Origin of the sequence: Pseudomonas sp. CK-NBRI-02 (assembly GCF_008124495.1) — a bacterium.
Classification (GTDB): Bacteria; Pseudomonadota; Gammaproteobacteria; order Pseudomonadales; family Pseudomonadaceae; genus Aquipseudomonas; species Aquipseudomonas guariconensis.
The window spans coordinates 12,638-32,528 of the sequence record NZ_VSJH01000039.1 but is presented as its reverse complement, the minus strand read 5'-3'; the positions used below and the strand labels follow the sequence as shown (position 1 = coordinate 32,528).

Annotated in this window: 16 protein-coding genes; 4 read left to right on the top strand and 12 right to left on the bottom strand. The window is 61.9% G+C overall.

Going from position 1 to position 19,891, the window contains the following annotated elements; genetic code table 11:
- Window positions 1–17: 17 nt before the first annotated feature.
- Window positions 18–665 carry a pyridoxamine 5'-phosphate oxidase gene (gene pdxH / locus DQ397_RS21430; protein WP_043213110.1) on the top strand — a complete coding sequence of 216 codons (648 nt, stop codon included), beginning with the start codon at window positions 18–20 and terminating at the stop codon, window positions 663–665.
- Here the strand turns inward: pdxH and DQ397_RS21425 are convergent.
- The gene (locus DQ397_RS21425) at window positions 662–895 is read right to left on the bottom strand and encodes a hypothetical protein (protein ID WP_043213111.1); all 234 of its coding nucleotides are present in this window, start codon (window positions 893–895) and stop codon (window positions 662–664) included. The two genes, pdxH and DQ397_RS21425, sit on opposite strands and share 4 nt — an antisense overlap.
- Window positions 896–1,041: 146 nt before the next feature.
- On the opposite strand from DQ397_RS21425, the gene DQ397_RS21420 reads away from it, so the two are divergent.
- Window positions 1,042–1,506: a glycine zipper 2TM domain-containing protein gene (locus DQ397_RS21420; RefSeq protein WP_043213112.1), complete on the top strand. Its 465-nt coding sequence runs from the start codon at window positions 1,042–1,044 to the stop codon at window positions 1,504–1,506.
- 67 nt (window positions 1,507–1,573) lie between these two features.
- On the opposite strand, the gene nhaA is transcribed toward DQ397_RS21420, so the two are convergent.
- From nhaA to DQ397_RS21380, 8 genes are all read right to left on the bottom strand, one after another.
- On the bottom strand, window positions 1,574–2,764 hold the full coding sequence (gene nhaA, locus DQ397_RS21415) for a Na+/H+ antiporter NhaA (RefSeq protein ID WP_043213114.1): 1,191 nt from the start codon (window positions 2,762–2,764) through the stop codon (window positions 1,574–1,576).
- 221 nt (window positions 2,765–2,985) lie between these two features.
- Entirely contained in the window at window positions 2,986–4,599 is a 1,614-nt protein-coding gene (locus DQ397_RS21410; protein WP_043213115.1) for an NAD(P)/FAD-dependent oxidoreductase, read from the bottom strand.
- 104 nt (window positions 4,600–4,703) lie between these two features.
- Window positions 4,704–5,378 carry a COG3650 family protein gene (locus tag DQ397_RS21405; RefSeq protein WP_148921622.1) on the bottom strand — a complete coding sequence of 225 codons (675 nt, stop codon included), beginning with the start codon at window positions 5,376–5,378 and terminating at the stop codon, window positions 4,704–4,706.
- Window positions 5,379–5,565: 187 nt separating this feature from the next.
- The gene (locus tag DQ397_RS21400; RefSeq protein WP_043215137.1) at window positions 5,566–6,267 is read right to left on the bottom strand and encodes an ABC transporter ATP-binding protein; all 702 of its coding nucleotides are present in this window, start codon (window positions 6,265–6,267) and stop codon (window positions 5,566–5,568) included.
- Window positions 6,268–7,035, bottom strand: a complete 768-nt coding sequence (gene livG / locus DQ397_RS21395) for a high-affinity branched-chain amino acid ABC transporter ATP-binding protein LivG (protein ID WP_043215134.1) — start codon at window positions 7,033–7,035, stop codon at window positions 6,268–6,270.
- Window positions 7,032–8,288, bottom strand: a complete 1,257-nt coding sequence (locus tag DQ397_RS21390; RefSeq protein WP_043215133.1) for a high-affinity branched-chain amino acid ABC transporter permease LivM — start codon at window positions 8,286–8,288, stop codon at window positions 7,032–7,034. The genes livG and DQ397_RS21390 overlap by 4 nt, the downstream gene beginning before the upstream one ends.
- Window positions 8,285–9,208: a high-affinity branched-chain amino acid ABC transporter permease LivH gene (gene livH / locus DQ397_RS21385; RefSeq protein WP_043215131.1), complete on the bottom strand. Its 924-nt coding sequence runs from the start codon at window positions 9,206–9,208 to the stop codon at window positions 8,285–8,287. The genes DQ397_RS21390 and livH overlap by 4 nt, the downstream gene beginning before the upstream one ends.
- A 221-nt stretch (window positions 9,209–9,429) precedes the next feature.
- Window positions 9,430–10,548: a branched-chain amino acid ABC transporter substrate-binding protein gene (locus DQ397_RS21380; protein ID WP_043215128.1), complete on the bottom strand. Its 1,119-nt coding sequence runs from the start codon at window positions 10,546–10,548 to the stop codon at window positions 9,430–9,432.
- Window positions 10,549–10,905: 357 nt separating this feature from the next.
- Here DQ397_RS21380 and DQ397_RS21370 point away from each other — a divergent pair, with 357 nt between their 5' ends.
- Entirely contained in the window at window positions 10,906–11,211 is a 306-nt protein-coding gene (locus DQ397_RS21370) for a DUF2288 domain-containing protein (protein WP_043215123.1), read from the top strand.
- A gap of 223 nt (window positions 11,212–11,434) precedes the next feature.
- Here DQ397_RS21370 and DQ397_RS21365 read toward each other — a convergent pair whose 3' ends face one another.
- Window positions 11,435–13,615, bottom strand: a complete 2,181-nt coding sequence (locus DQ397_RS21365) for a hypothetical protein (protein WP_043215121.1) — start codon at window positions 13,613–13,615, stop codon at window positions 11,435–11,437.
- 125 nt (window positions 13,616–13,740) lie between these two features.
- On the opposite strand from DQ397_RS21365, the gene DQ397_RS21360 reads away from it, so the two are divergent.
- On the top strand, window positions 13,741–14,628 hold the full coding sequence (locus tag DQ397_RS21360; protein ID WP_043215117.1) for an NAD(P)-dependent oxidoreductase: 888 nt from the start codon (window positions 13,741–13,743) through the stop codon (window positions 14,626–14,628).
- Here DQ397_RS21360 and DQ397_RS21355 read toward each other — a convergent pair.
- Both DQ397_RS21355 and rapA read right to left on the bottom strand, forming a co-directional pair.
- Window positions 14,528–16,792: a bifunctional diguanylate cyclase/phosphodiesterase gene (locus DQ397_RS21355; protein ID WP_043215115.1), complete on the bottom strand. Its 2,265-nt coding sequence runs from the start codon at window positions 16,790–16,792 to the stop codon at window positions 14,528–14,530. The two genes, DQ397_RS21360 and DQ397_RS21355, sit on opposite strands and share 101 nt — an antisense overlap.
- A 227-nt stretch (window positions 16,793–17,019) precedes the next feature.
- Window positions 17,020–19,866, bottom strand: a complete 2,847-nt coding sequence (gene rapA, locus DQ397_RS21350; protein ID WP_043215113.1) for an RNA polymerase-associated protein RapA — start codon at window positions 19,864–19,866, stop codon at window positions 17,020–17,022.
- Window positions 19,867–19,891: the final 25 nt, after the last annotated feature.

Genomic DNA, 19,891 nt, shown 5'->3' with positions numbered 1-19,891 from the left:
GTCAAGGAAACGCAGTCATGACCCAATCTCTGGCCGATATGCGGCGCGACTACACCCGTGATGGCCTGGCCGAAGCCCAGGCACCGGGTGAGCCGTTCGCCTTGTTCCACCAGTGGTTCGGCGAAGCCGTGAAAACCGAGCAGGCACCGGTTGAGGCGAACGCCATGACCCTGGCCACTGTCGATGAGCAAGGGCGTCCCCATTGCCGGGTGCTGTTGCTAAAGGGGCTCGACGAGCGTGGTTTCACCTTTTTCACCAACTACGACAGTGCCAAAGGCCAGCAACTGCTGGCCAATCCATACGCTGCCATGACGTTTTTCTGGCCGGCGCTGGAACGCCAGGTGCGTATCGAGGGGCGGGTGGAAAAGGTTACGGCCAAGGAGTCTGACGACTATTACCAGGTGCGTCCGCTGGGGAGTCGCCTGGGGGCCTGGGCTTCGCCGCAGAGCCGAGTGATTGCCGGTCGTGAGGAACTCGAAGGCCTGGTCAAGGCTACCGAGGCGCGATTCTCCGATACTCAGCCCCACTGTCCCGAGCATTGGGGGGGGTATCGCCTGCTGCCTGAGCGTATCGAGTTCTGGCAGGGGCGCGCCAGCCGGCTGCACGATCGTTTGAACTATCGATGGGTAGAGGGTCAGTGGCTGCGTGAGCGCCTGGCGCCTTAACCTGTGTAAGCGGCGGCCTGACGTTCAAGCCAGGCTGCCAATTCCTTCCGCTTGATCTTCTGTCCCCGCGCCTGCTCCAGGCAATCAAGCATGTAGGCCCGTTTGACCGGGTCCTCGCCCGCCAGTGACAAGGCCAGGTCGCGGTCCATCCAGCGGCGCATGCGCACATACAGCCACCAATGGAAGTACAGGCCTGTAACAGTCACCACAACGACGATGAAGTAATCCATGGCTATCCTTGGTTTTCGATAGTCGAGCCCGCAATGGGGTGTGCAGGCTGTACTGCAGCTGAATAAAAGCAAATTTGTAACGTCTGTGTCGTGACAGTCATCAACGCGCGGGGTCTAATGGACACCTGACTTATGGAGAGTTTCCCATGCGTAAATCCGTTTTGCTGGTGGCGAGTTTCACCACCATGTCGCTGCTGCTCGGCGGTTGTGCTTCCAGTCTGACCGGCGACAGCTATTCCCGAGATGAGGCCCGTCGCGTACAGACCGTGCGTATGGGCACCATCGAGTCCCTGCGTCCGGTGAAAATCGAAGGCACCAAGACCCCGATCGGTGGTGGTGCAGGTGCCGTGGTCGGCGGCGTGGCGGGTAGCGCCATTGGTGGCGGTCGCGGCAGTATCGTCGCCGCCGTGATCGGTGCCGTGGCCGGTGGCCTGGCAGGCTCCGCCGCCGAAGAAGGCCTGACCCGCACCCAGGGTGTGGAAATCACCGTTCGTGAAGACGATGGCAGCATGCGTGCCTATGTGCAGCAAGTGCAGCAGAACGAAATCTTCCGTGTGGGTGAGCGCGTGCGCATCATGACCGTCGATGGCACTAGCCGTGTGACGCACTGATCGTTCTGTGGCAATGAAAAACCCCGACTCGGTTTACGCCGGTCGGGGTTTTTTATTGCCGTAGTGTTCAGTTGATGGGCTTGCGACTGGCCATCGCAGTCATTGCGTAACCGATCAGGGCCGCGAACAGGGAGCCGGTCAGGATGCCCATGCGGTCCATGCCGGCGAACTCGCTGTCCCCAGGTACGAAGGCCAGGGAGCCGACGAACAAGCTCATGGTGAAGCCGATGCCACACAGGGTCGCAACACCCAGCACCTGCCCCCAGTTTGCGCCTGCAGGCAGCGCAGCCAGGCGCAGCTTGACCGCAAGCCAAGTCAGGCCGAACACGCCGACCGTCTTGCCCAACAACAGGCCGACGGCGATACCCATGGGAACCGGATGAGTGAAGCTGTCCAGGTTCATGCCCGCGAGAGAGACACCGGCATTGGCAAAGGCGAACAGAGGCAGGATGGCATAGGCGACCCAGGGATGCAGGGCGTGCTCCAGTCGCAGCAGTGGCGAGGAGGCGGCGTGGCGAGTGCGCAGTGGAATGCACAGGGCCAGGGCCACTCCGGCCAGGGTCGCGTGGACGCCGCTCTTGAGCACACAGACCCAGAGGATCAGGCCCACCAGCAGGTAGGGTGTCAGCTTGATCACGCCCAGCCGGTTCATCGCCAGCAGGGTCAGCAGGCAAGCACCCGCCAGCATCAGCGAAACGTTCGACAGGGTACCGGAGTAGAACAGGGCGATGATGACGATGGCGCCCAGGTCGTCGATGATCGCCAGGGTCATCAGGAACAGTTTCAGCGACACCGGTACCCGCTTGCCGAGCAGCGCCAGCACGCCCAGGGCGAACGCGATATCGGTGGCGGTGGGAATGGCCCAGCCGGCGATGGCAGCCGGGTTGTCCCGGTTGATCAGCCAATAGATCAGCGCGGGCACCACCATGCCGCCAATGGCTGCGGTGGCCGGGAGGATCACCTGGGAAGGTTTGGACAACTGTCCCTCGATGACTTCGCGCTTGACCTCCAGGCCGATCAGCAGGAAGAACAGCGCCATCAGGCCATCGTTGATCCACAGCAGCAGAGGCTTGGCGATCTGCAGGGCGCCGACCTGCACGGCGACCGGCACGTCGAGCAGGCCGCCATACAGATACGAAAGGGGAGAATTGTTGATGATCAGGGCAAGGACCGCCGCGGCGATCAGTAGCAGGCCACCGGCGGCCTCCAGCTGGAGAAAACGGGTAATGAGGGTACGCACGGCCTGACGGGTCTCCATGAACGGGCTCGGATTAAAAAGACGTACACCCTAGCGTGGGGGCGTGGGGTATTGGAACAAAAACGCCCTGCGCTTTTGTTATAGGTTTTTACGGCTCGATCTGCGAAGCCTAAAGGGCTTTTGCCGGACACGGTGATGGAAAAAGTCTGGCGGGTGTGAGGGTTCTTTCTGATCTTTGAACTCAGTTGAGGGCTGTGCTGCAGCCCTCGTTTCCATTTGAGTCAGGCATCGAGACCGAGCATGTCCCGTGCCACGGCTTCGGCGATACGAATGCCATCGACGCCTGCGGAAAGGATGCCGCCGGCATAGCCTGCGCCTTCACCTGCCGGGAACAACCCCTTCAGGTTGAGGCTTTGGTAGTCCGCACCTCGCGTGATACGCACCGGCGAGGACGTGCGTGTCTCGATGCCGGTCAGCACGGCGTCGTGCAGGTTGTAGCCCTTGATCTGGCGATCGAACGCCGGCAGCGCTTCGCGGATGGCCTCGATGGCGAAGTCTGGCAGGCTCGGCGCCAGGTCGCCCAGGGTCACACCTGGCTTGTAGGAAGGTTCAACGCTGCCCAGTTCAGTAGAGGGACGGCCGGCGACGAAATCGCCTACCAACTGCGCAGGCGCCTGATAATTGCTGCCGCCCATCACGTAGGCATGGGACTCCAGGCGTTCCTGCAGTTCGATACCCGCCAGCGGGCCGCCCGGGTAATCGCGCTCCGGATCGATGCCGACAACGATGCCGGAGTTGGCGTTGCGCTCGTTACGCGAGTACTGGCTCATGCCGTTGGTGACCACTCGGCCCGGCTCGCTGGTGGCGGCGACCACGGTGCCGCCCGGGCACATGCAGAAGCTGTAGACCGAGCGGCCGTTCTTGGCATGGTGCACCAGCTTGTAGTCGGCAGCGCCCAGCTTCGGGTGCCCGGCATATTTACCCAGGCGCGCCTTGTCGATCAGTGACTGCGGGTGTTCGATGCGGAAGCCGACCGAGAACGGCTTGGCTTCCATGTAGATGCCTTTGGCATGGAGCATGCGGAAGGTATCGCGAGCACTGTGGCCCAAGGCCAGGACCACATGGCGCGAGTGCAGCTGTTCGCCGCTCTCCAAGACCACGCCGGTCAGTTGACCGTCATCGATCAGCAGGTCGGTGACCTTTTGTTCGAAGCGGACTTCCGCGCCCAGGGCAATCATGTCCTGACGCATCTGCTCGACCATGCCGGTCAGTCGGAAGGTGCCGATGTGCGGTTTGTTGATGTAGAGGATTTCTTCTGGCGCACCGGCCTTGACGAATTCTTCCAGGACCTTGCGGCCATGGTGGTTCGGATCCTTGATCTGGCTGTACAGCTTGCCGTCGGAGAAGGTGCCGGCGCCGCCTTCACCGAACTGGACGTTGGACTCGGGGTTGAGCACGCTCTTGCGCCACAGGCCCCAGGTATCCTTGGTGCGCTGGCGTACTTCCTTGCCACGCTCCAGGATGATCGGGCGAAAGCCCATCTGCGCCAGCAAAAGGCCTGCGAAGATGCCGCAAGGGCCGAAGCCGACCACGATCGGCCGTTCCTGCAGGTCGGTAGGTGCATGACCGACGAACTTGTAGCTGACATCGGGGGCAACGCCGATGTTGCGATCGTCAGCGAACTTGCGCAGCAGTTGCGCTTCGTTGCTCGCTTCCAGGTCGATGGTGTAGATGAACAGCATTTCGCTGTTCTTCTTGCGGGCATCGTAGCTGCGCTTGAACAGGGTGAAGCTGAGCAGTTGTTCATCGGTGATGCCCAGGCGCTCGACGATCGCGTCACGCAGGGCTTCATCGGAGTGGTCCAGGGGCAGCTTCAGTTCGGTGATTCGTAGCATGGCAGGGTCCAGTATCCCGGCCATGGGGCGGCCGGCGGCTTTACACAAACCGCCAAGTATAAGCTGTTAGCCTTCCTGACTGGAGGATAAAAGCGCCCCGGTGATCAGTTGTCGCGGGCACCGCCGTAGTAGCCGCAGCCTTGCAGTGTCTGGCCATCGATACGCAGCTCGGCGCGCAGATGGCGAACAGCTCCGGTGGCGCCATCGATGCAGCGTTGCGGGGCGACCCACAGTTCGATGCGTTGGCCGTTGGCTTCGCTGGACAGGCTCAAGCCACCGCCAGGCATCTGCTCTTCCAGGTAAGGTAGAGGCAGTGGGTCCTTGCCGACACGCTCCAGCACCATGCCCTTGCCGCTGGCCTTGATCGCCCAGTCCGGCTCGTGGCCGTCGGCGCGCAGGGTCAGTTGCTTGAAGTTGGGGTCTTCGCAGGCCTGTGTGGAAGGTTCGAGGCGATACAGGCGTTGCACTTCCAGGCGGCCGTCGTTGTTGGCCTGCTTGGTGCCGGTCAGGCTGCCGCGCACATCGGCGAACAGCTTGTCGCCTGCGTCGTCGGCCAGATTGGCAGCCTCCTGCAGGACGCCGGTGCCGGCAGCATCGCTGACCACGAAACGGCGGGCTTCATTGCAGGGTTTGAACAGCAACTGGCCGCCCCCGGCGCTCAGCTCGCCCTGCATGCGGGTGGTGCCGATATTCGGATCGACCGGCTTGTCCGCCATGAGCTGACAGCCGGCGAACAGCGGCAGCAGGGTGACGAGCAGCAGGGGAGGGGTCAGACGCATGGGGCGGGCTCCGAAAACGTTGCAAAAGAGCTGGCCACGTTACTCAGGCTGGACGTCTATCACAAGCGTGGGGTTGATTGTGCCGGCTCGTTCGTGGGTAAAACGGGAGGGCATGCCCGGTGAATGAGGCGCCTGCCTTTCAGGCATGAAAAAAGGGCCCGAAGGCCCTTTTTCAATCGTAGGTCGATCAGCCGCCCAGATAGGCGTCGCGCACCTTCGGGTCGACCAGCAGCGCTTCACCGGTACCCTGCATCACTACCTTGCCGTTCTCCAGCACATAGGCGCGGTCGGCGATCTTCAACGCCTGGTTGGCGTTCTGCTCGACCAGGAACACCGTCACGCCGTCACGGCGCAGTTGTTCGATGATGTCGAAGATCTGCTGGATGATGATCGGCGCCAGGCCCAGCGAAGGCTCATCGAGCAGCAGCAGCTTGGGCTTGCTCATCAGCGCCCGGCCGATGGCCAGCATTTGCTGCTCGCCACCGGACATGGTGCCGCCTCGCTGTACGTAGCGTTCCTTCAGGCGCGGGAACAGCTGCAGAACCTTGTCCAACTGCTCCTGGTAATCGCCCTTGTTGGTGAAGAAACCGCCCATTGCCAGGTTCTCCTCCACGGTCAGGCGGGCGAACACACGGCGGCCTTCCGGCACCACCGCGATGCTTTTGCGCATGATGTGCGAGGAGGGCTGGCCGACCAGTTCCTCACCCAGGTACTTGATGCTGCCGCTGTGGGCCTGGGGCGAGCCGCAGAGGGTCATCAGCAGGGTGGATTTGCCGGCGCCGTTGGCGCCGATCAAGGTGACGATCTCGCCCTGGTTGATCTCCACGTTGACGCTGTGCAGCGCCTGGATCTTGCCGTAGAAGGTGGAAACGTTCTCGAACTTCAGCATTTACGCCTCCCCCAGGTAGGCCTTGATCACATCAGGGTTGCCGCGAATTTCTTCCGGCGTGCCATCGGCCAGGGGCGTGCCCTGGTTGATCACCACGATGTGGTCGGAAATGCTCATCACCAGTTTCATGTCGTGCTCGATCAGCAGCACGGTCACGTTATGGGATTCGCGCAGGTAGGCGATCAGGGCCTTGAGGTCCTCGGTCTCCTTGGGGTTCAGGCCGGCGGCTGGTTCGTCGAGCATGATGATCCGTGGCTGGGTCATCATGCAGCGGGCGATCTCCAGGCGGCGTTGCTGGCCGTAGGCCAGGGTGCCGGCGGTACGGTTGGCGAACTCGGTCAGGTTGACCTTCTCCAGCCAGTACTGTGCGCGCTCCATGGCCTCCTTCTCGCTGCGGCGGAAGCTCGGGGTCTTGAACAGGCCTGCGAAGAAGTTGGTGTTCAGGTGCCGGTGCTGGGCGATCAGCAGGTTTTCCAGGGCGGTCATTTCCTTGAACAGACGCACGTTCTGGAAGGTCCGTACCACGCCTTTGCGAGCGATCTCATGGCCGGCCAGGCCCTGGATCGGCTGGCCGTCGAGCAGGATGGTGCCACCGCTGGGCTTGTAGAAGCCGGTCAGGCAGTTGAAGACGGTGGTCTTGCCGGCGCCGTTCGGGCCGATCAGCGCCACCACTTGTTTCTCCTTGACGGTCAGGCCCACGCCGTTGACCGCCAACAAGCCGCCGAAGCGCATGCTCAGGCCGCTGACTTGCAGAATTTCGCGGCTCATCGACGCAGCTCCATATGGGGACGTTGCATAGGCAGAAGGCCTTGCGGACGCCAGATCATCATCAACACCATCAGGGCACCGAACATCAACATCCGGTACTCGCTGAACTCACGCATCAGCTCCGGCAGCAGGATCATCACGATGGCCGCGAGGATCACGCCCAACTGCGAACCCATGCCGCCCAGCACGACGATGGCGAGGATGATCGCCGACTCGATGAAGGTGAACGACTCCGGTGTCACCAGACCCTGACGGGCGGCGAAGAAGCTACCGGCGAAACCTGCGAAGCACGCGCCGAGGGTGAAGGCCGACAGCTTGATCACGGTCGGGTTCAGGCCCAGTGCACGGCAGGCGATCTCGTCCTCGCGCAACGCTTCCCAGGCGCGGCCGATCGGCATGCGCAGCAGGCGGTTGATGACGAACAGCGCCAGCAACGCCAGCAGCAGGGCCACCAGGTAGAGGAAGATGACCTTGTTGATCGAGTTGTACGGCAGGCCGAAGAACTCATGGAAGGTCTGCATTCCCTCGGCGGCGCGGCGTTCGAAGGTCAGGCCGAAGAACTCCGGCTTGGGGATGTTGCTGATGCCGTTGGGGCCGCCGGTCCAGTCGGTGAGGTTACGCAGGAACAGGCGGATGATCTCGCCGAAGCCGAGGGTCACGATCGCCAGGTAGTCACCGCGTAGGCGCAGCACCGGGAAACCGAGCAGGAAGCCGAACGTGGCGGCCATCAAGCCGGCGATCGGCAAGCATACCCAGAAGCTCCAGCCCAGATAGTGCGAGAGCATGGCGTAGCTGTAGGCGCCGACGGCGTAGAAGCCGACATAACCCAGGTCGAGCAGTCCAGCCAAGCCGACCACGATGTTCAGGCCAAGGCCCAGCAACACGTAGATCAGGATCAGTGTGGCGATGTCGACCGCGCCGCGCGAGCCGAAGAACGGCCATACGAGCGCCGCGACGATCAAACCCATGATCACATAGCGCTGGGTTTTGGGCAGGGTCAGGTAGTTGCTGACGGCCGGAGGGATCAGTTTGCGATCCGAGCGGCGGCCCATCACCGAGTTCCATTGCTTGTCGAACAACACGCGCAGGAACATCAGTACCGAGCACACGGCGATGATGCTGATGGTGAACGAGCCCTGGCTGTGCACGGCCAGGCTGATGCCATCGATGCTGAGTTTCAGGCCCAGTACCGGGAAGGCCACCGCCCATACCAGCAAGGCGCTGAAGAACGCCTGTTTGAGATTTCTGTTCATACTTTTTCAACCTCCGGACGGCCCAGGATGCCGGTCGGCCGGAACAGCAGGACAAGAACCAACAAGCCGAACGCCACGACGTCCTTGTACTGGTCGCCGAAGATATCGGCACCAAACGCTTCGGCCACGCCCAGCACCAGCCCGCCGAGCATGGCGCCCGGGATGCTGCCGATGCCGCCCAGTACCGCCGCGGTGAAGGCTTTGAGGCCCACCAAGAAGCCGGCGTTGGGGTTGATAACCCCGTACTGCATGCTCAGCAGCACGGCCGCCACCGCCGCCAGCGCGGCGCCGATGACGAAGGTCAGGGCGATGATGTTGTTGGTGTTGATGCCCAGCAGGTTGGCCATCTTGATGTCCTCGGCGCAGGCACGGCAGGCGCGCCCCAGACGGGAACGGGAGATGAACAGGGTCAGGCAGGTCATGGCCACCAATGTGACCACGAACACCAGGATCTGCATGTAGGACACCAGGACTTCCTCCGCACCGCCCGGCCCGAACGAGAAAGCGCCCGGTATCAGGTTGGGGATGGATTTGTCCTTGGAGTCCTGGGAAAGCAGGACAGTGTTTTGCAGGAAGATCGACATACCGATGGCAGAGATCAGCGGGATCAGGCGGTTGCTGTTGCGCAGCGGCCGGTAGGCGACCCGTTCGATGCTATAGCCATAGGCACTGGTGACGAAGATCGTCGCGACGAAAGCGACGGTCATCAGGATCGGCAGCGAATGGATACCCATCATGGCCAGGCCCGCAAGGGCGATGAAGGCCACGTAGGAACCGATCATGTACACCTCGCCGTGGGCGAAGTTGATCATGCCAATGATGCCGTACACCATCGTGTAGCCGATGGCGATCAAGGCATAGGTGCTGCCGATGGTCAATCCATTAACCAGTTGTTGGAAGAAATGGTAGATCTCAGGCATTACAGCGCTCCTAAAAACCTGATTTGCATTCGCTGGCGGGTGGTGAACCCGTCCCGCATCGTGGGCTTGGCAACGATGACAGGCACGGCCAGGGAACCGCGGGTGACGGTTTTAAGATTTTCAGGTGAACCCCCTCCCGGATCGCGGGAATCGGGCCCATGAACCTCGTAAAACAAAGCCCACTGCTCACACAGTGGGCTTTCGGTTAGCTAGTCACGCTGTTACTGGGGGGAGACTTCGGTCTTCGGCTTGCCGAAGTGCCATTCGTAAACCACGAACTTGAAGTCCTTCAGGTCGCCCTTGTCGTCGAACGACAGGTCGCCGGTCGGGGTCTTGAAGGTGCCTTTGTGGATTTCGGCCGCGACTTTCTCGGCGTCGTCGCTGGTGCCGGCGGCCTTGATGCCGTCAGCGATCACCTGGACGGCGGAGTAAGCCGGGAACACGAACGGGCCGCTCGGATCCTGGTTCTTGGCCTTGATGCCGTCGACGATGGCCTTGTTCGCAGGGTCGGCGTCGAAGGACTTGGGCAGGGTGACCAGCAGGCCTTCGGAGGCATTCTGGGCAATCTGCGAGATGGAATCGTTGCCGACGCCTTCTGGACCCATGAACTTGGCTTTCAGGCCTTTTTCCTGGGCTTGGCGCAGGATCAGGCCCAGTTCTGGGTGATAGCCACCGTAGTAGACGAAGTCGACGTTGTTCTGCTTGAGCTTCTGGATGATCGAGGAGAAGTCCTTGTCACCAGCGTTCAGGCCTTCGAAGACAGCGACCTTGACGTTCTTGCCTTCCAGGGTCTGCTTGACCGCGGTGGCGATGCCTTCGCCGTACTGCTGCTTGTCGTGCAGGACCGCGACGACCTTTGGTTTGACGTGGTCGGCAATGTAGTTGCCGGCGGCAGGGCCCTGGGCGCTGTCCAGGCCGATGGTGCGGAAGATCAGCTTGTAGCCACGGGCGGTGATTTCCGGGCTGGTGGCAGCCGGGGTGATCATGATAACGCCTTCGTCTTCGTAGATATCCGACGCAGGCTGAGTGGAGCTGGAGCACAGGTGGCCGACCACGAACTTGACGCCATCGTTGACCACTTTGTTGGCGACCGCAACGGCCTGTTTAGGGTCGCACGCGTCGTCGTATTCCTTGGCCTCGAGCATCTTGCCGTCGATACCGCCTTTGGCGTTGATGTCCTCGATGGCTTTTTTCGCGCCGATGAACTGCATGTCGCCATACTGGGTGACCGGACCGGTCTTAGGGCCGGCGATACCAATCTTGATGGTGTCGGCGGCAAACGAATGGCTGGCAACCCCGGCCAGAACCATTGCGGCGAACAGCTTGGAAATCTTGATCATAGTGCTCCACTCATTCTGTTGTAATTCTTATAGTCCTGGCGGCCAGGGCTACAGATCGGGCGGCTCCGGCATGGCCACGCCATGTCGCAAGCCTACCTTCCCCCGGAACATGTCCCGGAACTGTACCGGTACAGTGTAGAGCGCCCTTCGAGCGCTTGAAAAGCGGGCGAAAAGCGCGACTTTCTCCGGGTGTCGCCTGATCGAAACAAAGATACAGAAAAGCGCCATTACTTTGCCTGCATCCTTGGCCCCACCCCACAACTTCGGGACTGATCGACCAATTTACGTATTTGAAACCGGGTTTTTCTGCAAAAATGCCGGCCTTTTCAAATGCCACATTTCTGCCGGTAGGAACCCATGACTGATCAAGCAAGCACCCTCTATGCCAAATTGCTCGGCGAGACGGCAATCATCGAGTGGAAAGCATTGGAGCGTTTCTGGGCCAAAGGTGACCTGATTTGGGTCGACCCCAGCCTGGACCTGATCGCTGTTGCCGAGGCGATGGCCGAGAATCGCAGCGAGATCTTCGCCAAGTGGCGCAATGATGGCACTGTGGCGCCCGTCACCGCAGAGCAGGCGCTGGACCTGCAAAGCCGCGATCCAGAGATCTGGGCGGTGGTCGTTTCGCCGTTCATCGTGATCCAGGTAAAGAAACCGGAATAAGCACGGGCGTTTTTAGTGCGCGAAAACGCACAGTGCGCCACAAGGGTGCGCATTGACGCTCACGTAAGGTGGAAACAAGTAACAACGGCGCCGCGGTTCGGCGTGGCGGTAACAGTTTACGGCATGCGTAATGCACATCCCGCTTCAGCCTTGGCCAGCGCCAGTTGAATCCCTGGAGCTGGCCAAGCCTGCGATGGGCCGCGACGCGGCCCCAAGCGGTCCGTTAGTAATCTACCCGCCCGGTATGGTTGTTCAAAGAGATGACCCGAGTCTTGCCAATCCGGTGGCGGAAGATCTCGCGCAGGTATTTCACTGCTTTCTTCACGCACTCGCGTGACAGGCGGATGTCGTTGATCGAGACGAAGCGGCTCTTGTCATTGATCAACTCGCGGTACTTCTTCTCGTACATCGGTTTGATCGCGTACCAGTTGGTGTCGAGGATCTTGGCCGGGTTTTCGAACTCGTTGAGCAGGTCGTCGATGCGTTCTTCGGCGAAGTGCTCGCTGGTGATGAATTCGAGGATGGCGTTGTCCAGCGTGTCGTCGAAGCGGTACGGGGTACGCGCGAAGCAGCGCTTGATGAAGGCCACGATCAGTGTCAGGAAGTCGTCCGACAGGCACGGACTCTTGGCGATCAGGGTGGTCAGCGACAGATTCGCCGAGGCGCCGATGACCAGCGCGTAGCGCTTGAGCGTGGTATTGGGGAACAGGCTGTTGAGGTGGGTCTTGAGCCGGTTCAGGTCCATGTACGACAGCTTGTAGTCCTTGGGCAGCGACACGATCGACACCACCGAGGAGCAGTTCTTGAAGAAGTGCAGGTCATGCAGGGCCGCGGCGTCATAGCCGGAGGCTTGGTATTGCTCGAGCGCCGCGCGGTAGCGACGCGATTCGATCGGCAGCAGGCTGATCCCTTCGATGGCTTGGGTCTGCTTGTTGAAGTGCGGCAGGTCGATGGAGCGGAAGAATAGATCGTCGATGTCCAGCCGCGGGCTTTCTTTCTCGAACACCTTGAACTTGTCCGAAGCCGGCGCAGGGCGCTCCGGCACCACCGACTCGGCATAGGCGATGGCGACCGGGCCTGCCAGGCTCATGAACAGGTCGTTGGCGTCCAGGCGAATGGTTTCGCCAATGTCGATGCCGGCGCGACGGAAGTAGTTCTGGTCGTAGTCGGTGGTCACGGCCTGGGCCGTAAGGATGTTGAAGATCTGCTGGGAGATGTACTGGTTGGCGTGCTTCTCCATGGCGTTGACGTCGATGTTCTGGATCGTGCCGTCGTCGCTTTCCTCGGCGTAGCGCATGATGTCGTTGGAGATGAGCATCATGGCATTCCAGGGGCGGATGCGCCCCATGACGCTGGCTTCGCTGCTGTCTTCGTTATCGAAGTTGTACGAGAAGTCCCATTCTTCCGACAGGTACTTGCACAACAGGCGCCCGGCATTGATGTGCAATGCCTCGGACATCTCGCTGCGGTGGTCGGAGATATTCGGCAGCACGCAGATGCCGCTGGTGAAGATCGGTTCGAAGACGAACGAGTGACCGCTCTTGCCGTCGTTCTCGTCGGCTGGCTTGGTATCGAAGGTCTTGTTCATGTACGAGTACTGCTGGGCCAGGCCGAATTCCGAGGCCATGCCTGAGCCGGTACCGCCGCCGGCGCTGAAGATGTAGAAATACAGGCGCGACTGGTTGGCTTTGATGCCGCAGGAGTCGATCAGGTACGAGTGGATCAGTTTCCAGTCGGCGCTGGAGAAACGCTGGGTGTCCTTGTTGAGGATGATCTTGGCCAGGTACTGGCCTAGGATCGGCGCGTTACCGGCCCCGCCGGCGTGGACCTCGGATAGATCCATGATTTTCATCTTGCTGTAGTCACGCAAGAATCCACCGCGCTCGCCTTGGCGGGAGAAGCGGATGCGCCCGGCAATGTCCTTGTCCAGGTCACCGAGCATCACCAGCGGCTCCACCAGAAACACCGGCTTCATGGCCTTGTTCTGTACCAGACGCAGGTTCTGGCGGATCCAGCGCGCTGGGCTGTAGCCAGTTTCGCCTTTGTGCCGATCCTCGTTGTTGAACTCGTTGAGGAAGAATGTCCGGGCGTTGTAGACCAGCTCGGCCACGTCAAGGGCGATGTTCGAGCCACAGCGGCCCAGGCCGATCAAGCACACCGAAGGGAACTGCTGCTCCAGGCGCAGCTGGTTCTCATCCTCGGCGTGCAGGTTCTGCGGAAACACCAGGTCGCGCAGGCCATCGAGATTATCGAGGATGCGTTGGATGTCCGGTTCGGTGTAGTACAGGTATTGCTGCGTGGGCACACTGCGCAACGGCGCGAGGTCCCGGGCGGCACCCGTGGGCAGGGGGGAGGGGATCGACGACTCGGGCACCGCATTGGCAGAAGTAGTTGTTAGGGTCATAGTGCGCCATTTGCCTTGGGTGGTGGGCCGTCGGACAAGTTATGTCATCTAGCCATCACGGGTGGGATTACGCGACTGTATCGTCTGTTTGTCATGCTTCTTTAATCGTCTGCTTGGAGTAGTTCATGAGTACTGCATTGCCTTCGCTGGGGTTCGCCGGAATCGGACTGATGGGATTGCCGATGTGCCAGCGCTTGCTGGCGGCGGGTTACCCGTTGACGGTCTGGAACCGCAACCGGCAAAAGTGCGCCGAACTGGTGGCGGCCGGTGCGCGCCAAGCCGCCAGCCCCGCCGAGTTGTGCCGCGACACGGATATCGTGCTGCTGTGTCTGGCCGATACGGCTGTGGTGCGGGAGGTGGTATTCGGCGAGCAAGGTATTGCCCAGGGCGGACGTGCCGGCCAGCTATTGGTGGATTTCTCCAGCCTGGAGCCGACCGCTACCCGTGAGATGGCGGCCGAGCTTGCCGCGCTGTGCGGCATGGCCTGGCTGGATGCGCCGGTCTCCGGCGGTACTCCGGGCGCCGAGGCCGGCACGCTGGCGATCATGGTGGGAGGCGAGGCGCAGGATCTGGAGCGCGTGCGCCCTGTGTTGTTGACCCTGGGGCAGCGGGTCACGCACATGGGCGGTGTGGGGGCAGGCCAGGTGACCAAGGCCTGCAACCAGATGATCGTGGCGTGCAACGCGCTGGTCATCGCCGAGGTTGTCGCGCTGGCCGAGCAATCGGGCGTTGACGCTCGCCTGATCGCCGAGGCCCTGGCTGGGGGCTTTGCCGACTCCAAGCCACTGCAGATCCTGGCGCCTCAAATGGCTGAGAGTCGGTTCGAGCCGATCAAGTGGCATGTGCGCACGCTACTCAAGGACCTGGATACCGCAGTGAAATTCTCGCGCGAGCAGGGTTCGGCGACACCGGTCAGTGGCCTGGCTGCGCAACTGATGCGCTTGCACGGTAGCCAGGGGTATCTGCAAAAAGATCCGGCGACACTGGTAGAGCTGTATCGCAACAAGGACTGAACGTTGGCGCTTGGCCGTCGAGGCGCTCGAGGATCGGCTGAAGTTCGGCCAGGGGCACCGGGCGGCTGAGCAGGTAGCCCTGCAGGAAATCACAACCGTGGGCGGCGAGGAAGGCATGCTGCTCGGTGGTCTCGACGCCCTCGGTGACGACCTGCAGGTGCAGGGTGTGGGCCATGATGATGATCGCCTGGACAATCTCGCGATCCTTCTGGCTCCCCGGCACGTCCTGGATAAACGACCGATCGATCTTGAGTACGTCCAGCGGCAGGCGCCTGAGGTAGGCCAGTGATGAATACCCAGTGCCGAAATCATCGATCGACAGGGCTACGCCTTGGGCGCGGATGCGCTTGAGCAGGCTGACGACCCGCTGGATATCGCCCATCAAGGCATTCTCGGTAACTTCCAGCTCCAGTTGACGAGCGGACACCCCGGCCTGGAACAGCGCCCTTTCCACTTCATTGGGCAACTCCTCGCGGCCAAGGGTCACCGCCGAGCAATTGACCGTGACCTTGAGGTTGCTATAGCCGTGGCGATTGAGCTGCGCCAGGTCATGACACGCCCGGCGCAGTACCCACAAGTCCAGGTCGGCGATCAAACCGTTGGTTTCGGCGATACCGATGAAACGGTCCGGGCTGAGCAGGCCGTGCTGGGGGTGCTGCCAGCGCACCAGGGCTTCGAGCTTTGCGACCTGGCCATTGTGCAGGTCGAAGATCGGCTGGTAGTGAACGCACAGTCCTCGCTCTTCGAGCAGGGCCACGCGCAGCTCTTCTTCCAGTTGCAACTCCAGTGTCGCGCGCGTCTTCAGGCTGCTGTTGAAGAAGTTCAGGCTGTTGCGCCCGCAACCCTTGGATTGGTACAGCGCCAGATCAGCATTCTTGAGCAGCTCTTCGGCCGTGCGTCCGTCATCAGGGAAGATGCTGATGCCGATGCTGGTGGTCATGACCATGCGCCGGCCGCCTAGGTCGATCGGGTCCTTCATTCTCTGCATGATGCGCTGGGCCAGGTGGCGTGCTTCGTCGCGGTTGTTGAGGCTGGTGACGATGCAGAACTCGTCTCCGCCAAAACGGGCTACCAGATCCTGGTTACGGGTTGCGGCCTTGATGTGGCCGGCGATGACCTTGAGCAGCTCGTCGCCTGCGGCGTGGCCAAGGCTGTCGTTGATCCGTTTGAAATGATCGATGTCCAGGAACATCACCGCCAGCCGGTTTTCGCTGTTGGCGTGTTCACACAGGCGTTCGGCGAAGACTTGGTTGAAACCGCGGCGGTTGACCAGGTTGGTAAGGGCATCGTAATGGGCGGCCTGCTGCAGGGAGGCGCGCGCCTGGTCCAATTGGCTGAGCAGGACATTGACCCGACGCAGGTCGTGCTCTTTGCTCTGCAGTTTTCTGTCGGACAAGGCGGCGCTGATGCTGCTACCGCTGATCAGAAGGGTAATCAAGGCGACGGTCAGGCCCAATTGCAGACTGTTGTCGGCCGAAGGCAGACGCAAGGCAGTGTCGACGGGAACCACCAGCGTCATGGCAGCCATGTTGATGAAATGCGTGCCGATCAGGCCGCCTGCTATCAGCAGGCTGGCGGCGTACTTGCTGGCCAGATGCAGGGTGCCGCTGCCTCGGCTGAAAAAACGTCCCATCGACAGCACCAGCAGGCTGGCGCCGAGGGTGACGGCCAGCGCCAGGAACGTCAGGACGGGTTCGTAGAATTGGTTGGCGTTGATCTTAAGGCCCGCCATCCCCGCGAAATGCATGAGCACGATGCCCAGCCCGGTCAGCAGGGCGCTTTGCACGTAATGGCCCAGACGCATTTCGTCCCGATCGAGACTGTTCATCGCGAACCAGGCGGTGAGCAGGGCGATCAGCAGTGACAAGCCGGTCATCGGCACGTCGTAGCGAATATCGACCGGTGCCTGCAAGGCCAGTGTGCTGATGAAGTGCAGCGCCCAAATGCCGGCGGCCAGACAACAGGCGCCCAGCACACGCCATTGCCTTCGGGCCATGGGGTCTTCGCTCTGGCTCTGGCGTTCGGCCATGTCCAGCGTCGCGAAACAGGCAATGCAGGCCACCCCATAGGCCAGCAGAACCAGTAGGGGGTCATGGCGGCAGTCCAGGAAGATCTGGCCGGTAGTTGGCAGCTTGGCGAACAATTGCAGTCCCAACCACTCCATTGCATGCCTCTTCGTCGAGTTCGCACTCGTCCCCAAAAAAGCCGGTGGAGACCGTTCTGCAGCAGTATAGAAATGAGTGGTTAAGCCTTCCTGATTAATGGCACTTTGATTTCAACCATTTGGATATTGGCTTAATAGCGCGCGGATCTAAGCTTGGCGGTGAGTGCCAGCGCCTACAAGTCGTCGAAACACGGTAGGCGCTGGCGAAGCCTGCGCGAGGATGCAGATCAGCCCGCGACCAGGACGCGGATCGCCTCCAGGCGCAGGGCGGCTTTTTCCAGCATGGCCAGGCCTTCTTCGCGCTGCTTGCGCAGGGCGTCGATTTCGCTGTCGCGTACGCTCGGGTTGACGGCCTTGAGTGCGGTCAGGCGGGCCAGTTCTTCGTCAGCTTCGGCGGCCAGGCGGCGCTGCGCCTCGGCCACGCGCTCGACATGGCTAGGCATGACCTTGGCTTCGCCGCTGGCGATGCGCTTGGCCAGTACATCGCGCTGGGCTTGGACGAACTTGTTGGCGCTGGCCTTGGGCACGCTTTCCAACTGGTCATTGAGGGTTTCGAAAGCCACACGAGGGCTCAGGTCGTTGCCGTTGGCATCGAGCAGGCAGCGCAGGGCCGCCGAAGGCAGGTAACGACCCAGCTGCAGGCTGCGAGGGGCGACCACTTCACTGACATAGAGCAGCTCGAGCAGCACGGTGCCAGGCTTGAGCGCCTTGTTCTTGATCAGCGCCACCGCGGTGTTGCCCATGGAACCGGACAGCACCAGATCCATGCCGCCCTGGACCATCGGATGTTCCCAGGTCAGGAACTGCATGTCCTCGCGCGAGAGCGCCTGGTTGCGGTCATAGGTGATGGTCACGCCTTCGTCGTCGCCCAGCGGGAAGCTGGCGTCGAGCATCTTCTCGCTCGGCTTGAGGATCAGCGCGTTTTCCGAGTGGTCTTCGCTGTCGATGCCAAAGGCGTCGAACAGGGTTTCCATATAGATCGGCAGGGCGAACTGGTCGTCCTGTTCGAGAATCGCCTCCACCAGCGCCTGACCTTCGCCCGCACCACCGGAGTTGAGCTCCAGTAGCCGGTCGCGGCCGCTGTGCAGCTCGGCTTCCAGACGCTCGCGCTCTGCACGGGCTTCATCTACCAGCGCCTCCCAGGCCTTGCTGTCGCCCCCTTCGAGCAGCTGCAGCAGGCGCGGGCCGAACTGGTGCTGCAAGGCGTTACCCGTCGGGCAGGTGGCCAGGAAGGCGTTAAGGCCCTGGTGGTACCACTGGAACAGGCGCTCCTGTGGGCTGTCCTGCAGGTAGGGGATGTGCAGCTCGATGGTGTGTTTCTGGCCGATACGGTCCAGGCGGCCGATGCGCTGCTCGAGCAGATCGGGGTGGGCCGGCAGATCGAACATGACCAGGTGGTGGGCGAACTGGAAATTGCGGCCTTCGCTGCCGATTTCCGAGCAGATCAGCACCTGGGCGCCAAACTCTTCGTCGGCGAAGTAGGCAGCGGCGCGGTCGCGCTCCAGGATACTCATACCCTCGTGGAACACCGTGGCCGGAATGCCGGAGCGCACGCGCAGGGCGTCTTCCAGGTCCATGGCGGTCTCGGCGTGAGCGCAGATCACCAACACTTTGGTGCGCTTGAGCATCTTGAGGGTGTCGATCAGCCAGTCGACCCGCGGATCGAAGCGCCACCAACGCTCGTCGTCGCTGGTTTCGCCCTGGGCCTGGAAGGCCACTTCCGGATAGAGCTCGGCACGTTCGCCGCTCGGCAGATCGTGGTATTGCGCCGGATTGGCCAACGGGTAGGGGTGCAGCTGGCGCTCCGGGAAGCCCTGGATCGCCGCGCGAGTGTTACGGAACAGCACGCGGCCGGTACCGTGGCGATCGAGCAGCTCGCGGATCAGGCGTGCGCTGGCCTGGCTGTCGCCGTCGGTGACAGCGGCCAGCAGCGCTTCGCCCTCGGCACCGAGGAAGCCTTCGATGGTGGCGTGGGCCTTGGGTGACAGACGGCCTTCGTCGAGCAGTTCCTGAACAGCTTCGGCAACCGGGCGATAGTGCTCGCTCTCGGCGCGGAAGGCGGCCAGGTCATGGAAACGGTTGGGGTCGAGCAGGCGCAGGCGGGCGAAGTGGCTGTCCTGGCCCAATTGCTCGGGAGTGGCGGTGAGCAGCAGCACGCCCGGGATGACCTGGGCCAGTTGCTCGACCAAGGCGTACTCGGGGCTTGCCTGTTCTTCGTGCCAGACCAGATGGTGCGCTTCGTCGACGACCATCAGGTCCCAGCCAGCGGCGAACAGAGCGTCCTGGGCCTTCTCGTCTTCGACCAGCCACTCCAGCGCCACCAGCGCGAGCTGGGCGTCTTCGAACGGGTTGCTGGCGTCGCTTTCGATGAAGCGCTCCGCATCGAACAGCGCCACTTGCAGGTTGAAGCGCCGACGCATTTCCACCAGCCACTGATGCTGCAGGTTTTCCGGCACCAGGATCAGCACGCGGCTGGCGCGCCCGCAGAGCAACTGACGATGGATCACCAGGCCTGCTTCGATGGTCTTGCCCAGGCCCACTTCGTCGGCCAGCAGTACCCGTGGCGCAATGCGGTCAGCCACTTCACGGGCGATGTGCAACTGGTGCGCGATCGGCTGGGCGCGGCAGCCGCCCAGACCCCACAGGGTTGAGAGCATCTGCTTGCTGGTGTGCTGCAAGGTGTTGTAGCGCAGGGAGAACCACGACAGCGGGTCGATCTGCCCGGCGAACAAGCGGTCGCTGGCCAGACGGAACTGGATGAAGTTGGACAGCTGGGTCTCCGGCAGGACTCGCGCTTGGTTCTGACCGTCGAGGCCGTGGTAGACCAGAAGGCCATCGGCGTCCTCGACCTCGCGCACGGTCAGCTTCCAACCCTCGAAATGAGTGATCTGGTCGCCAGGCGAGAAGCGCACGCGGGTCAGCGGCGCATTGCGCAGGGAATACTGGCGGGTGTCGCCAGTGGCCGGGTAGAGCACGGTCAGCAGGCGGCCATCCTGCGCCAGGATGGTCCCCAGGCCGAGCTCGGCTTCGCTGTCACTGATCCAGCGTTGCCCCGGTTGATACTGCTGCGCCATACTGCCTGAACTCCCGCGATGAAAA